The following is a 14,132-nucleotide window of genomic DNA, read 5'->3' as shown; positions in this document are numbered from 1 at the left end:
CGCTCGGCGGGCAGACCGCGCTGAACACCGCGGTCGCGCTGTATGAGAACGGGGCGCTGGAACGGTACGGCGTCGAGCTGATCGGGGCGGACTTCGACGCCATCCAGCGCGGCGAGGACCGGCAGCGGTTCAAGGACATCGTCGCCAAGGTCGGCGGTGAATCCGCACGCAGCCGGGTGTGTTTCACCATGGAAGAGGTCCGTGAGACGGTCGGGGAAGTGGGCCTGCCGGTGGTGGTGCGGCCCAGCTTCACGATGGGAGGGCTGGGCTCGGGGATGGCGCATTCCGCCGACGAGGTCGACCGGATGGCCGGCGCCGGGCTGGCCGCAAGCCCCAGCGCCAATGTGCTGATCGAGGAATCGATCTACGGCTGGAAGGAATTCGAACTCGAGCTGATGCGCGACGGCCACGACAACGTGGTGGTGGTGTGCTCCATCGAGAACGTCGACCCGATGGGCGTGCACACCGGCGACTCGGTGACGGTCGCGCCGGCCATGACGCTGACCGACCGGGAGTACCAGCGGATGCGGGATCTGGGCATCGCGATCCTGCGCGAGGTCGGCGTGGACACCGGCGGCTGCAACATCCAGTTCGCGGTCAACCCGCGCGACGGACGGCTGATCGTCGTCGAGATGAACCCGAGGGTGTCCCGGTCGAGTGCGCTGGCGTCCAAGGCCACCGGCTTCCCGATCGCCAAGATCGCCGCCAAGCTGGCCGTCGGCTACACCCTCGACGAGATCCTCAACGACATCACCAAGGAAACTCCGGCCTGCTTCGAGCCCACCCTGGACTACGTGGTGGTCAAGGCACCGCGGTTCGCGTTCGAAAAATTCCCGGGCGCCGACCCCACGCTGACCACGACGATGAAATCGGTCGGTGAGGCAATGTCATTGGGCCGCAACTTCGTCGAGGCGCTCGGCAAGGTGATGAGGTCGCTGGAGACCAGTCGGGCCGGGTTCTGGACGACGCCGGACCGCGGAACCGACGTCGACGCGGTGCTGGAACAGCTGCGCACACCCACCGAGGGGCGACTCTACGACATCGAACTGGCATTGCGACTGGGCGCTTCGGTAGCGCGGGTTGCCGAGGCATCCGGCGTCGACCCGTGGTTCGTCGCGCAGATCGCCGAGCTCGGCACGTTACGCCGTGAGGTCGTTGACGTCGCGGTGCTCGACGCGGACCTGCTGCGGCGGTGTAAGCACAGCGGCTTTTCCGATCGCCAGATCGCCGCGCTGCGACCCGAATTGGCCGGCGAGGATGGTGTGCGGTCGTTGCGGGGGCGGCTTGGCATCCACCCGGTGTACAAGACCGTGGACACCTGCGCCGCGGAGTTCGAGGCCAAGACGCCGTATCACTACAGCAGCTATGAGCTTGACCCGTCCGCCGAGACCGAGGTGGCGCCGCAGACCGAGCGGCCCAAGGTGCTGATCCTGGGCTCGGGGCCCAACCGGATCGGCCAGGGCATCGAATTCGACTACAGCTGCGTGCATGCCGCAACGACATTGTCGCAGGCCGGTTTTGAAACCGTGATGGTCAACTGCAACCCGGAAACGGTGTCCACCGATTACGACACCGCTGACCGGCTGTACTTCGAGCCGCTGACCTTCGAGGACGTCCTGGAGGTCTTCCACGCCGAATCGCAGTCCGCTGTCGGGGGGCCGGGTGTGGTCGGCGTCATCGTGCAACTCGGCGGCCAGACACCGCTGGGGCTGGCGCAGCGGCTCGCCGACGCAGGGGTTCCGATTGTCGGAACTCCGCCGGAGGCCATCGATCTGGCCGAGGACCGCGGCGCGTTCGGCGACCTACTGTCGGCTGCCGGGCTGCCGGCCCCGCGATACGGCATGGCGACGACATTCGCGCAGGCCCGCCAGATCGCCGCCGAGATCGGTTATCCGGTGCTGGTGCGGCCGTCCTACGTGTTGGGCGGCCGGGGCATGGAAATCGTCTACGACGACGATACGCTGCAGGGCTACATCGCTCGCGCCACCGAACTCTCACCTGAACACCCGGTGCTGGTCGACCGCTTTCTAGAGGACGCGATCGAGATCGACGTCGACGCGCTCTGCGACGGCGACGAGGTCTATATCGGCGGGATCATGGAACACATCGAAGAGGCCGGCATCCACTCTGGCGACTCGGCGTGTGCACTGCCTCCGGTAACCCTGGGCCGCAGCGACATCGAGAAGGTGCGCCGCGCAACCGAGGCGATCGCGCACGGCATCGGGGTGGTGGGCCTGCTCAACGTGCAGTACGCGCTGAAGGACGACGTGCTCTACGTGTTGGAGGCCAACCCGCGTGCCAGCCGTACGGTGCCGTTCGTCTCAAAAGCCACAGCGATCCCGCTGGCCAAGGCTTGTGCCCGTATTATGTTGGGCTCCAATATATCCCAGCTTCGTGACGAAGGAATGCTGACGGCATCCGGAGACGGCGCCCACGCGGCCCAGAACGCCCCGATCGCGGTCAAGGAGGCCGTGTTGCCCTTCCACCGCTTCCGCCGTGCAGATGGGGCCGCCATCGACTCGCTGCTGGGTCCGGAGATGAAATCCACCGGTGAGGTGATGGGAATCGACCGCGACTTCGGCAGCGCCTTCGCCAAGAGCCAAACCGCCGCCTACGGGTCGTTGCCGGCCGAGGGCACCATATTCGTGTCGGTGGCCAACCGGGACAAGCGGTCGCTGGTGTTCCCGGTCAAGCGGTTGGCAGACCTGGGCTTTCGAGTGCTCGCCACCGAGGGAACCGCGGAAATGTTGCGCCGCAACGGGATTCCGTGCGACGAGGTTCGCAAGCATTTCGAGCCGGCACAGCCGGGCCGGCCTGCGGAGTCCGCCGTCGACGCCATCCGCGCCGGTGAGGTCGACATGGTGATCAACACGCCGTACGGCAACTCGGGGCCACGCATCGACGGCTACGAGATCCGTTCGGCGGCAGTGGGAGTGAACATCCCCTGTGTGACGACGGTGCAGGGCGCCTCCGCGGCCGTCCAGGGCATCGAAGCCGGCATTCGCGGCGTCATCGGTGTGCGCTCGCTGCAGGAACTGCACAGCACGCTGAACAACGGCGGCCACTAACGATGCCCGGGTTCGGCGCCCGGCTAGCCGACGCGGTATCACGTCGAGGCCTGCTGTGTCTGGGCATCGACCCGCATCCCGAACTGCTGCGGGCATGGGATCTGCCGATCGGCCCCGACGGCCTGGCCGCATTCTGCGACACCTGCGTGCAGGCCTTCGCCGATTTTGCGGTCGTCAAACCTCAGGTCGCGTTCTTTGAGGCCTACGGCGCCGCGGGATACGCGGTGTTGGAGCACACCATCGCCGCGCTGCGCGATGCCGGCGTGCTGGTGTTGGCCGACGCCAAACGGGGCGACATCGGATCGACAATGGCCGCCTATGCGGTCGCCTGGGCCGGTGACTCGCCGCTGGCTGCCGACGCCGTAACAGCCTCGCCCTATTTGGGTTTCGGTTCGTTGCAGCCGCTGCTGGACAGCGCTGCGGCGCACGGTCGAGGGGTGTTCGTGTTGGCGGCGACGTCGAATCCGGAGGGTGCGACGGTGCAGCGCGCCGAGTTCGACGGCCGCACGGTGGCCCAGTCCATCGTCGACCAGGCGGCCGCTGCCAACCGAGCGCTGGGCCCGGGGCCCGGGTCGGTCGGCGTCGTCGTCGGGGCGACAGTGACCGAGGCGCCCGACGTCAGCGGTCTCGGTGGACCGGTGCTGGTGCCCGGAATTGGCGCCCAGGGCGGGCAGGCCACTGCGTTGAGCGGCCTGGGTGGCGCCGCTCCCGGTCAGCTGCTGCCCGCGGTGTCGCGCGAGGTGTTGCGGGCTGGACCTGACGTCGCGGCGCTGCGGGCGGCCGGTGAGCGGATGCGTGAGGCGGTCGCCTACCTAGCCGACTGACGGCTCGCTGTGGGGACTACTACCTGGCGTAGTTCACGGTGTGGTGGCGGCAGAAATGACGCGAAAATCGGTCGAACGCCCGCTGCGAGCAGTGCTGTGCGCGCCCCGCGACACGCGCGACACGCCGTGACATGCACAATCGGCGCAGTTTCTGGTTTTTGATCGGTGCCGGGGTGGTCAGGGCGACGTTTCCAGGGGAACCCGCGGTCCGGCCATCTCGTGAAGAAACTGCTGGTAGAAGCGATTTTCTTCACTCCGAAACGGTCCGTTTGGGGGAGCGGAATTACCCGCACGCGGGCCGAGGCGGACACCCCTGCTCGAAGCCACACGCTGGGCCTTTGTGGATTCAACCAGGGGGGCGGGTTAGATTTCGTCTGACAGCGTGGGTACGGTCGTCTCCGCTGGCTGAACTACCCGGCCGAGACAAACAAAGATCGATAGCTGTCGATGAGTGATTGAGACGGAGGAATCGTGGCTCTTCCCCAGTTGACCGACGAGCAGCGCGCGGCCGCGTTGGAGAAAGCTGCCGCCGCACGTCGAGCGCGAGCCGAGCTCAAGGATCGGCTGAAGCGCGGCGGCACCAACCTCAAGCAGGTGCTGAAGGATGCTGAGACCGACGAGGTGTTGGGCAAGATGAAGGTTTCCGCGCTGTTGGAGGCGTTGCCGAAGGTTGGCAAGGTCAAGGCGCAGGAAATCATGACCGAGCTCGAAATCGCCCCAACCCGCCGCCTGCGTGGGCTCGGCGATCGTCAGCGCAAGGCTCTGCTGGAAAAGTTCGACTTCTCTTAGCCCAGCGACGATGCAGGCCGAACGGCCTGAGGAGAAGCTGGGCAATCGAAGTCGGCAGCCCCAGGAGAGTCGGTGAACGCCGACGGGGGACCGGACGGTGACCGCGACGCACGTCTTGGGGCCAAGGCCGTAGGTCAAGGCGCAGGACGCGTGGTGGTGCTGTCCGGTCCATCCGCGGTAGGAAAGTCGACGCTGGTCCACTGCCTGCGAGAGCGGATTCCCGATCTGCATTTCAGCGTTTCGGCGACCACTCGAGCGCCGCGCCCGGGTGAAGTCGACGGCGTCGACTATTTCTTCGTCACCCCGGCTCGGTTCCAGCAACTGATCGACGAAGGTGCCCTGCTGGAATGGGCCGAGATCCACAACGGCCTGCACCGGTCGGGCACGTTGGCCCGGCCGGTCCGCGACGCCACCGCCGCCGGGCACCCGGTGCTCATCGAGGTCGACCTGGCCGGCGCCCGCGCGGTGAAACACGCAATGCCGGAAGCGATCACCGTGTTCCTGGCACCGCCGAGCTGGGAGACCTTGGAGGCCCGACTGATCGGCCGGGGCACCGAGACACCCGAGGTGATCGAACGCCGGCTCGCCACCGCCCGTACCGAATTAGCGGCTCAGGACGACTTTGACGCGGTGGTGGTGAACAGTCAATTGGAGTCTGCATGCGCAGAATTGGTATCCTTGCTGGTGGGACAAGCGCCGGGTACGGCGTGATCTGCCTTCCAACTTGATTGACCATTAGTCGCACACCGTTCTACGCCACCAGGAGAAAGTCTTAAGTGAGTACTTCGCAGACCGACGCGTCATTAGCCGCCGTCCCCGATCAGTTCGATCCGGCATCGGGCGGAATAGGCGCCTATGACACGCCGTTGGGCATCACCAACCCGCCCATCGACGAGTTGCTCGAGCGGGTTTCCAGCAAGTACGCCCTGGTGATCTACGCGGCGAAGCGCGCCCGGCAGATCAACGACTACTACAACCAGCTCGGTGAAGGCATCCTCGAGTACGTCGGCCCGCTGGTCGAGCCAGGGCTTCAGGAGAAGCCGCTGTCGATCGCCATGCGCGAGATCCACGCCGACCTGCTCGAGCACACCGAAGGCGAGTAGCGAGATCCGGGCGGGCTTGCTGTGATCGGCTCGGGGAGCCAGTCGGGAGAAAAGCGGACGGACCGCAAGCGGATCATCGTCGGCGTCTCCGGGGGTATCGCCGCGTACAAGGCCTGCACCGTCGTTCGCCAACTCACCGAGGCGGGCCACCAGGTCCGCGTCATCCCCACCGAATCTGCGTTGCGCTTCGTCGGCGCAGCCACCTTCGAGGCGCTATCCGGCGAGCCGGTACAGACCGGCGTGTTCGAGGACGTTCCGCAGGTGCCGCACGTTGCCATCGGCCAGGGCGCCGATCTGGTCGTCGTTGCGCCGGCCACCGCCGACCTCCTGGCCCGCGCCGTTGCTGGCAGGGCCGACGATCTGTTGACCGCGACCCTGCTCACCGCGCGATGTCCGGTGCTGTTCGCGCCAGCGATGCATACCGAGATGTGGCAGCATCCGGCCACCGTCGACAACGTGGCCACGCTGCGACGGCGCGGCGCCGTAGTGCTGGAACCGGCATCCGGGCGGCTGACGGGCGCAGACAGCGGCGCGGGCCGGCTACCCGAAGCGGAGGAGATCGTCACGTTCGCCCAGCTGCTGCTGGAACGGCATGACGCGATGCCCTACGACCTGGCCGGGGTCAAGTTGTTGGTGACCGCGGGCGGCACCCGCGAGCCGATCGACCCGGTCCGCTTCATCGGCAACCGCAGCTCGGGCAAGCAGGGCTACGCGGTGGCGCGGGTCGCCGCTCAGCGCGGCGCCGAGGTCACGCTGATAGCCGGGCATACCGCCGGGCTAATCGACCCCGCGGGTGTCGAGGTGGTGCAGATCAGCTCAGCCCAACAGCTGGCCGACGCGGTGTCCAAGCACGCACCCGACACCCATGTGCTGGTGATGGCGGCCGCCGTCGCCGACTTCCGGCCGGCGCAGGTGGCAACCGCCAAAATCAAGAAAGGCGCCACAGAAGACACTGCACCGCCCACCATCGAACTCGTCCGCAACGACGACGTGCTGGCCGAGGCGGTGCAGGCCCGGGCCGCGGGGCAGCTGCCCAACATGCGGGCCATCGTCGGCTTCGCCGCCGAGACCGGCGACGCCAACGGTGACGTGCTGTTCCATGCTCGCGCGAAGCTGCGCCGGAAGGGCTGCGACCTGTTGGTGGTCAACGCCGTCGGTGAGGGCAAGGCCTTCGAGGTGGACCACAACGACGGCTGGCTGCTGGCATCCGACGGCACCGAGTCGGCGCTGCAGCACGGCTCAAAGACGCTGATGGCCAGTCGTATCGTGGACGCCATCGTCGCGTTCCTGAACGGGGGCGGTGGCTCCGCCACCTAGCACCCGTAACAGCCAAGGCTGGCCGAGCACGTCGGACAGCCTAAAGATATAATTTGTCTAACTAACAATCCCCGCCGTGACTTGGAAGGATGAGGGTGTGAGCGAAAAGGGTCGTTTGTTCACCAGCGAATCGGTGACCGAGGGGCATCCCGACAAGATCTGTGACGCGATCAGCGACTCGGTTCTCGACGCGCTGCTGGCGGAGGATCCCCGCTCACGGGTGGCGGTCGAGACGTTGGTGACCACCGGCCAGGTGCACGTGGTGGGTGAGGTGACGACGACCGCGAAAAACGCGTTCGCCGACATCGCCAACACGGTTCGCGAACGCATCCTCGAGATCGGCTACGACTCGTCGGACAAGGGCTTCGACGGCGCATCGTGCGGGGTGAACATCGGCATCGGCGCCCAGTCGCCCGACATCGCTCAGGGCGTCGACACCGCCCACGAGGCGCGGGTCGAGGGTGCCGCGGATCCGCTCGACTCGCAGGGCGCCGGCGATCAGGGGCTGATGTTCGGCTACGCAATCAATGACACCCCAGAGCTGATGCCGCTGCCGATCGCGCTGGCGCACCGGCTGTCGCGGCGGCTGAGCGAGGTCCGCAAGAAGGGGGTGCTGCCCTACCTGCGCCCGGACGGCAAGACACAGGTCACCATCGCCTACGAGGACAACGTTCCGGTGCGGCTGGACACCGTTGTCGTTTCCACCCAGCACGCCGACGGCATCGACCTGGAGAAGACGCTGGATCCCGACATCCGGCAGCACGTGCTCAACACCGTGCTCGACGATCTGGCCCACGAGACGCTGGATACTTCGTCGACGCGGGTACTGGTCAACCCGACCGGAAAGTTCGTCGTCGGCGGCCCGATGGGTGACGCGGGACTGACCGGCCGCAAGATCATCGTCGACACCTACGGCGGCTGGGCCCGCCACGGCGGCGGCGCCTTCTCCGGTAAGGATCCATCCAAGGTGGACCGTTCCGCGGCGTACGCGATGCGCTGGGTGGCCAAGAACGTGGTCGCCGCCGGCCTAGCCGAGCGGGTCGAGGTGCAGGTGGCCTACGCCATCGGCAAGGCTGCCCCGGTGGGCCTGTTCATCGAGACCTTCGGCACCGAGACGGTTGACCCGGTCAAGGTCGAGAAGGTCATCCCCGAGGTGTTCGACCTGCGGCCCGGCGCGATCATCCGCGATCTGGACCTACTGCGGCCCATCTACGCCCAGACGGCGGCCTACGGGCACTTCGGACGCACCGACATCGACCTGCCGTGGGAGCAGACCGACAAAGTCGACGACCTCAAGCGCGCCATCTAACGCCGAGCAGACGCAAAAGCACTCGACACGCCCGAGGGTTTGGGGGCTTTCGCGTCTGCTCGCGCTATCAATCGGTGAACCGGTAGTCGTCGAGGTCGAAACGCCGGCTACGCCGGTACACCTCGAACGTGGTCCCGGGCCGCAGCGCCACATCGCCGTTCTTGTCGAAGTAGTAGCTGTTGGCCCGCTGGCAGCTGTCCTGCCAGAACACTTGGCGGTGCCGGCGGCGCATGACCTCGGCGAAGTAGCGGGCGTTGGCCTCCTCGGTGATCTCGACGCGGGTGGCGTCTCGCTGACGGGCCCGCTTAAGGCATCGCACCATGTGGTGCGTCTGCGCCTCGATCAGCGCGAAGTATGACGACCCGACATAGCCGTACGGGCCCATCACGCTGAAAAAATTGGGAAAGCCGGGAACGGTGATGCCCTCGTAGGCCTGCACCCGGTGCTCGTCCCAGAACTTGGTCAGCGAAAGGCCGCCGCTGCCGGTGACCGCAAAGGTCGGCATGCTGTCGGAGTCCAACACGTGGAAACCAGTGGCCAGCACCAGCACGTCGACTTCGTGGCTGGCGCCGTCGGTGGTGGCCACCGCCGACGCCGTAACCTTGTCGATCGGCTCGGTGACCAGCCGAACGTTGTCGCGGTTGTAGGTCGACAGGTAGGAGTTATGCAACCCGGGGCGCTTGCAGCCGATGGCGTATTGCGGGGTGAGTTGCTTACGCACCGCCGGATCCCGGACCTGTCGGCGCAGATAGGCGCGGCCGACCGGCGCCATCCACCTGGCCAGCGGGTACACCGTGAAGTACTGCGCCGGCAGGGGAAAGGTCAGCTCGACGTAGGCCTGGCTGATCAGCCGCTGAAGTGCCTTCGCGCCAGGTAGGCGCATCGCCCAGTGCGCCAGTTTGGGCAGCGGCACGTCGAACTTCGGGAAACACCAGATCGGTGTGCGCTGAAACACCGTGAGCTGTTTGACAATCGGCGCGATCTCCGGGATCAGCTGCACTGCCGAGGCGCCGGTGCCGATGACAGCGACCCGCTTGCCGGTCAGGTCCCTGTCGTGATCCCAGCGGGCGGTATGGATAGTGACGCCGCCGAAGGAGTCGACGCCGTCGATGTCCGGCAGCTTGGGCACGGTGAGCACACCGCTGGCGTTCAACAGGAATCGGGCGGTGACCTCACCGCCGGGATCGGTCTGCACCCGCCACAGCGCCCGCTCGTCGTCGAACTCAACGGCGAGAACCTTGGTGTTGAACCGGATCTTCGGCCGGATCCCATACTTGTCGGCGCAGTGTTCGGCATAGGCCTTCAGCTCTTTGCCCGGTGCGTAGGTCCGCGACCAGTCCGGCCGCTGCTCGAAGGAGAACTGGTAGGAAAACGACGGAATGTCCACGGCAATGCCGGGATAGGTGTTCCAGTACCAGGTGCCGCCGACGCCGTCGCCGGCCTCGACGATCAAATAGTCGCCGAATCCCGCCTGATCGAGCTTGATCGCGATGCCGATGCCCGAGAACCCGGCGCCCACGATGAGGCAGTGGTAGTCGGGAAGAGCGCCGGTCACGTTACCGACGGTACCGCGCCCGAAAAGAAGGTGGACTAGTGCAGGGCCGCTTTCAGGGCCGCAAGTCCGCGGTTGGTCGCCTCGGCGGCCGCCGGTATGAGCAACGCGAAGCTGACGTAGCCGTGCACCAGCGTGGGCTCGTTGCTCAGTTCGGCGGGCACACCCGCGGCGTTGAGCAGTTCGGCGTAGTGGGCGCCGTCGTCGCGCAGCGGATCGTGTTCGGCGGTGCCGATGTAGGCCGGCGCCAGCCCACGGAAATCGGCGGCGTTGGCCGGGGAGATGGTGGCGGGCAGCGCGGTGTGGTCACTGGTGTCGACGCCCGGGATGTACCAGGTCAGGAAGGCGTCGATGGCATTGCGGTCCAGGATCGGCGCGTCAGCGTTCTCGGTGAACGATGGGAGCGACAGGTTCGCTGTGACGGTCGGATACCACAGCAGCTGGAACGCGAGCTCGGGCCCGCCGTTGTCGCGGGCAAGGTGCGCCATCACCGCGGCCAGGTTGGCGCCGGCCGAGTCACCCGCGACGGCAATGCGATTCGAGTCGCCGCCCAACTCGGCGGCGTGGTCCACGGCCCATTGCAGTGCCGCCCAGCAGTCGTCTACCCCGGCCGGGAACGGGTGCTCCGGGGCGAGCCGGTAGTCGACAGACACCACGATGGCCTCGGCGCCGACGGCGTGCGCGCGAGCGACCGGGTCGTGAGTGTCCAGGTCGCCGAGCGCGAAGCCACCGCCGTGGTAGAAGACGACGACCGGCAGATCGCGGTGCTCGGTGACCGGTGGCCAGTAGATGCGGACGGGGATGTCGATGAGGTCACCGTGGCTGATGATCATGTTCTCGGTGCGCAGGGCCGGCAGCATTTCCGGAGGCGCCTGCAACTGGCGCAGTCTCGCCCGCGCGACCTCGACGCCGTCGGCGGCGGTGAAGGTCAGTGGGAACGCGTCGAGCACTGCTTTCATCGCCGGGTCGATTTCTGGTCGCGCGGTGGTCGGCTCTGTCATGCACCTACCTTACGCAGGCCTCATGCAGGACGGCACGCAGTGCGGCCAGCCCGCGGTCGAGCGCGGCCGTGGCGGCGGGCACCACCCCGGCGTAGCCGACGTAGCCGTGCACGAGCGTCTCGGCGTTGTCAACCTCGACGGGAACGCCAGCGGCCGTGAGCAATTCGCCGTAGCGGATCCCGTCGTCGCGCAGCGGGTCGTGCCCGGCGACGGCGATGTAGGCAGCAGGCAGCCCGGCCAGGTTCTCGGCCCGTCCCGGCGCCATCCCGGGCGGGGGATCGGATAGGTCGATTTCGCCTGCGTACCAACGGGAAAACGCTTGGACGGCGGCGCGGTCGAGAACGGGTGCGTCAGCGTTTTCGGTGAACGACGGCAGCGACGTGTCCCACAGCGTGGAGGGATACCACAACAGCTGGAACAGGAGGTTGGGTCCGCCCTGATCGGCATTGTCGCGGGCCCGTTGCGCGATCACCGCGGAGATGGTGCCGCCCGCGGAGTCCCCGGCCACCGCCAGCCGACTGGCGTCGGCGTTGATCTCGCTCGCGTGCTCGGCGACCCATCGCGTTGCGGCCCAGGCATCGTCGATGGCAGCGGGGTACGGGTGCTCGGGCGCCAACCGGTAGTCGACGGACACCACCACGGCGGAGGCGCCGACGGCGTGCTGGCGGCAGGTTCCGTCGTGAGTATCGAGGTCGCCAACGACAAAGCCGCCGCCATGGAAAAACAGCACCACCGGCGGCGTGACGTGATCGGTTGGCGGCCAGTAGATCCGGATGTTGATCGGGCCAGCCGGCCCGTCGATGGTGCGGTTCTGCACGCGCAACTCGGGATGGAAGGCGCGCCGCGGCAAATCCCGCAGTTGCTGGCGCGCCGCTTCGACCCCGTGGTCGGTGGATAAACGGAACGGGACCGCGTCCAGTACCTTCAGCAGGATGGGATCGATGGCGGATCCGGGTTCGTCGACGGTGGGCATGGGGACACCGTACGCACCCCGGGTCGTAGTCGGTGCCTGGGTGGCCGCGGGTTGGGCCAGCGTCGCCTATGGGGTGTTTCTGACTGTGACCGCCTTGCGTTCACCGCCCGGTGCGGAGCTGACCGGGCAGTTGACGGCCCAGCCGGCGTTCAAGGCATCGATGGCCCTGCTGCTGGCGTTCGCCGCGGCCGCACATCCGATCGTTCGTGAGCGGCGCTGGCTGATGCCGGCGTTGGTGTTCTCGGCAGCCGGTGACGCGCTGCTGGCGATGCCATGGTGGACGGCGTCGTTCGTGTTCGGGTTGGGGGCGTTTCTGTTGGCGCACCTGTGTTTTCTGGGTGCGCTGGTGCCGTTGGCGAGGTCGTCGGCTCGGTCGCGTCCGCGCTTGATCGCCGCTGCGGCGATGTGCGTGGCGTGCGTGGCGCTGCTGGTGTGGTTTTGGCCGCACCTGGGGCGCGACGGGTTGACTGTTCCGGTCACGGTCTACATCGTCGTGCTGGGCGCCATGGTGTGTGCGGCGCTGCTGGCGCGGCTTCCCACGATCTGGACGGCGGTCGGTGCGGTGTGCTTCGCGGGTTCGGACGCGATGATCGGCATCGGCCGATTCGTGCTGGGCAACGAGGCGCTGGCGGTGCCGATCTGGTGGACTTACGCGGCGGCACAGGTCCTGATCACCGCCGGCTTCTTCTTCGGCCGGGTGGACGCCGCTAACGTTTCCGGCTCGTCGGCGGCCTCTGCTACACCTGCGGGGTGAGCACGCGGACCCGGCAGGCCGCCGCATTCGAACCGATCGCGCGGATGCTGCCGATGTTGTCGGTGCCGCACCTGGATCGCGAATTCGACTATCTGGTGGCCGCGGAGCAATCCGACGACGCCCAGCCCGGGGTGCGGGTACGGGTCCGATTCCACGGCAGGCTGGTGGACGGGTTCATCCTGGAGCGCCGCACCGATACCGATCACGTCGGCAAGCTGGCCTGGCTTGACCGTGTGGTGTCCGCCGAGGCGGTGCTCACCCCGGAGATTCGTCGGTTGGTCGATGCCGTGGCGGCGCGCTACGCGGGAACCCGCGCCGACGTGCTGCGCCTGGCGGTGCCGCCGCGGCACGCCAAGGTGGAACGCGAAAATCCAACGCCGCCAAGTCTTCCCGTGATCATAGACGTGGACCGATCGGCCTGGGAGGCATACGGCCGCGGTGGACAGTTCCTGACCGCGCTGGACCAGTCGCGTGCCGCCCGCGCGGTATGGCAGGCGCTGCCCGGCGAGCAATGGGCAGACCGGTTCGCTGAGGCCGCCGCGCAGACGGTGCGGACCGGCCGTGGCGTGTTGGCGATCGTCCCGGATCAGCGGGACGTGGACGCGTTGTGGCGGGCCGCGACGGCACTGCTCGACGAGTCCGCCGTGGTGGCGTTGTCGGCCGGGTTGGGTCCGGCCGCGCGCTACCGGCGCTGGCTGGCCGCGCTTCGGGGCAGCGCTCGGCTGGTGATCGGCACCCGCAGCGCGGTGTTCGCACCGGTGAGCGATCTGGGGCTGGTCATGGTGTGGGATGACGGCGACGACACGCTGGCCGAGCCGCGGGCACCGTATCCGCACGCCCGCGAGGTGGCGATGCTGCGCGCCCATCAGATGCGTTGCGCGGCGCTGATCGGCGGCTACGCCCGTACCGCGGAAGCTCACGCGCTGGTGCGCAGTGGATGGGCGCACGACGTGGTCGCCGCTCGCCCGGTGGTGCGCGCCCGCAGCCCACGGGTGGTTGCGCTCGACGACGGTGGCTACGCCGAGGAGCGGGATCCTGCGGCCCGCACCGCGCGGCTGCCGTCCGTCGCGCTGCGCGCCGCCCGCTCGGCGTTGGAATCCGGGGCGCCGGTGCTGGTGCAGGTGCCGCGGCGCGGCTACGTGCCGTCGCTGGCCTGCGCGCGCTGCCGAGCGATCGCCCGCTGCCGGCATTGCACTGGCCCGCTGTCGTTGGACGACCGCGACGGCACGGGTCCGGTGTGCCGGTGGTGCGGCCGTTCCGACGCCGCGTTGCGGTGTGCGCGCTGCGGGTCGGATGCGGTGCGCGCTGTTGTGGTGGGCGCGTGGCGCACTGCCGAGGAGCTCGGCCGCGCCTTCCCCGGTACGCCCGTGGTGACGTCGGCGGGTGATGCCATCGTGACGGAGGTTGCCGCCCGTCCGGCCCTGGTTGTCGCCACCCCGGGG

The 14,132-nt window shown here is 67.8% G+C and carries 12 protein-coding genes; 9 read left to right on the top strand and 3 right to left on the bottom strand.

Annotation, left to right across the window (positions count from 1 at the left end):
- The 7 genes from carB to metK form a co-directional block, all read left to right on the top strand.
- Positions 1–3,068 (top strand): carbamoyl-phosphate synthase large subunit (gene carB / locus VEI45_RS20255; protein WP_324856312.1); only part of this gene is annotated, 3,068 nt, incomplete at its 5' end.
- Between the two features lie 2 nt (positions 3,069–3,070).
- The gene (pyrF, locus tag VEI45_RS20250; protein WP_324856311.1) at positions 3,071–3,892 is read left to right on the top strand and encodes an orotidine-5'-phosphate decarboxylase; all 822 of its coding nucleotides are present in this window, start codon (positions 3,071–3,073) and stop codon (positions 3,890–3,892) included.
- A gap of 471 nt (positions 3,893–4,363) precedes the next feature.
- A complete protein-coding gene (mihF, locus tag VEI45_RS20245; RefSeq protein WP_003932123.1) occupies positions 4,364–4,681 on the top strand; it encodes an integration host factor, actinobacterial type in 318 nt (105 codons plus the stop codon).
- 72 nt (positions 4,682–4,753) lie between these two features.
- A complete protein-coding gene (gmk, locus tag VEI45_RS20240; protein ID WP_414687542.1) occupies positions 4,754–5,392 on the top strand; it encodes a guanylate kinase in 639 nt (212 codons plus the stop codon).
- A gap of 65 nt (positions 5,393–5,457) precedes the next feature.
- On the top strand, positions 5,458–5,784 hold the full coding sequence (rpoZ, locus tag VEI45_RS20235; protein WP_324856310.1) for a DNA-directed RNA polymerase subunit omega: 327 nt from the start codon (positions 5,458–5,460) through the stop codon (positions 5,782–5,784).
- Between the two features lie 24 nt (positions 5,785–5,808).
- The gene (gene coaBC, locus VEI45_RS20230; RefSeq protein ID WP_414687543.1) at positions 5,809–7,101 is read left to right on the top strand and encodes a bifunctional phosphopantothenoylcysteine decarboxylase/phosphopantothenate--cysteine ligase CoaBC; all 1,293 of its coding nucleotides are present in this window, start codon (positions 5,809–5,811) and stop codon (positions 7,099–7,101) included.
- Positions 7,102–7,198: 97 nt separating this feature from the next.
- The gene (gene metK, locus VEI45_RS20225; RefSeq protein ID WP_324856309.1) at positions 7,199–8,410 is read left to right on the top strand and encodes a methionine adenosyltransferase; all 1,212 of its coding nucleotides are present in this window, start codon (positions 7,199–7,201) and stop codon (positions 8,408–8,410) included.
- A gap of 67 nt (positions 8,411–8,477) precedes the next feature.
- Here the strand turns inward: metK and VEI45_RS20220 are convergent, their stop codons facing one another.
- The 3 genes from VEI45_RS20220 to VEI45_RS20210 are packed head-to-tail and all read right to left on the bottom strand — an operon-like array spanning position 8,478 to position 11,936.
- Positions 8,478–9,965, bottom strand: coding sequence for an NAD(P)/FAD-dependent oxidoreductase (locus VEI45_RS20220; RefSeq protein WP_324856308.1), 1,488 nt, complete (start codon positions 9,963–9,965; stop codon positions 8,478–8,480).
- Positions 9,966–10,000: 35 nt separating this feature from the next.
- Entirely contained in the window at positions 10,001–10,963 is a 963-nt protein-coding gene (locus VEI45_RS20215; protein WP_324856307.1) for an alpha/beta hydrolase, read from the bottom strand.
- 4 nt (positions 10,964–10,967) lie between these two features.
- Positions 10,968–11,936, bottom strand: a complete 969-nt coding sequence (locus VEI45_RS20210; protein WP_324856306.1) for an alpha/beta hydrolase — start codon at positions 11,934–11,936, stop codon at positions 10,968–10,970.
- Between VEI45_RS20210 and VEI45_RS20205 the strand changes: the two genes are divergently transcribed.
- Both VEI45_RS20205 and VEI45_RS20200 read left to right on the top strand, forming a co-directional pair.
- On the top strand, positions 11,935–12,690 hold the full coding sequence (locus VEI45_RS20205) for a lysoplasmalogenase (RefSeq protein WP_324856314.1): 756 nt from the start codon (positions 11,935–11,937) through the stop codon (positions 12,688–12,690). The two genes, VEI45_RS20210 and VEI45_RS20205, sit on opposite strands and share 2 nt — an antisense overlap.
- A gap of 44 nt (positions 12,691–12,734) precedes the next feature.
- A partial coding sequence (locus VEI45_RS20200; protein WP_324856313.1) for a primosomal protein N' occupies positions 12,735–14,132 on the top strand: 1,398 nt, incomplete at its 3' end.

It is taken from the genome of Mycobacterium sp., assembly GCF_035623875.1.
GTDB lineage: Bacteria > Actinomycetota > Actinomycetes > Mycobacteriales > Mycobacteriaceae > Mycobacterium.
The sequence above is the reverse complement of the archived record's forward strand: the minus strand, read 5'-3'. Positions and strand labels throughout refer to the sequence as shown.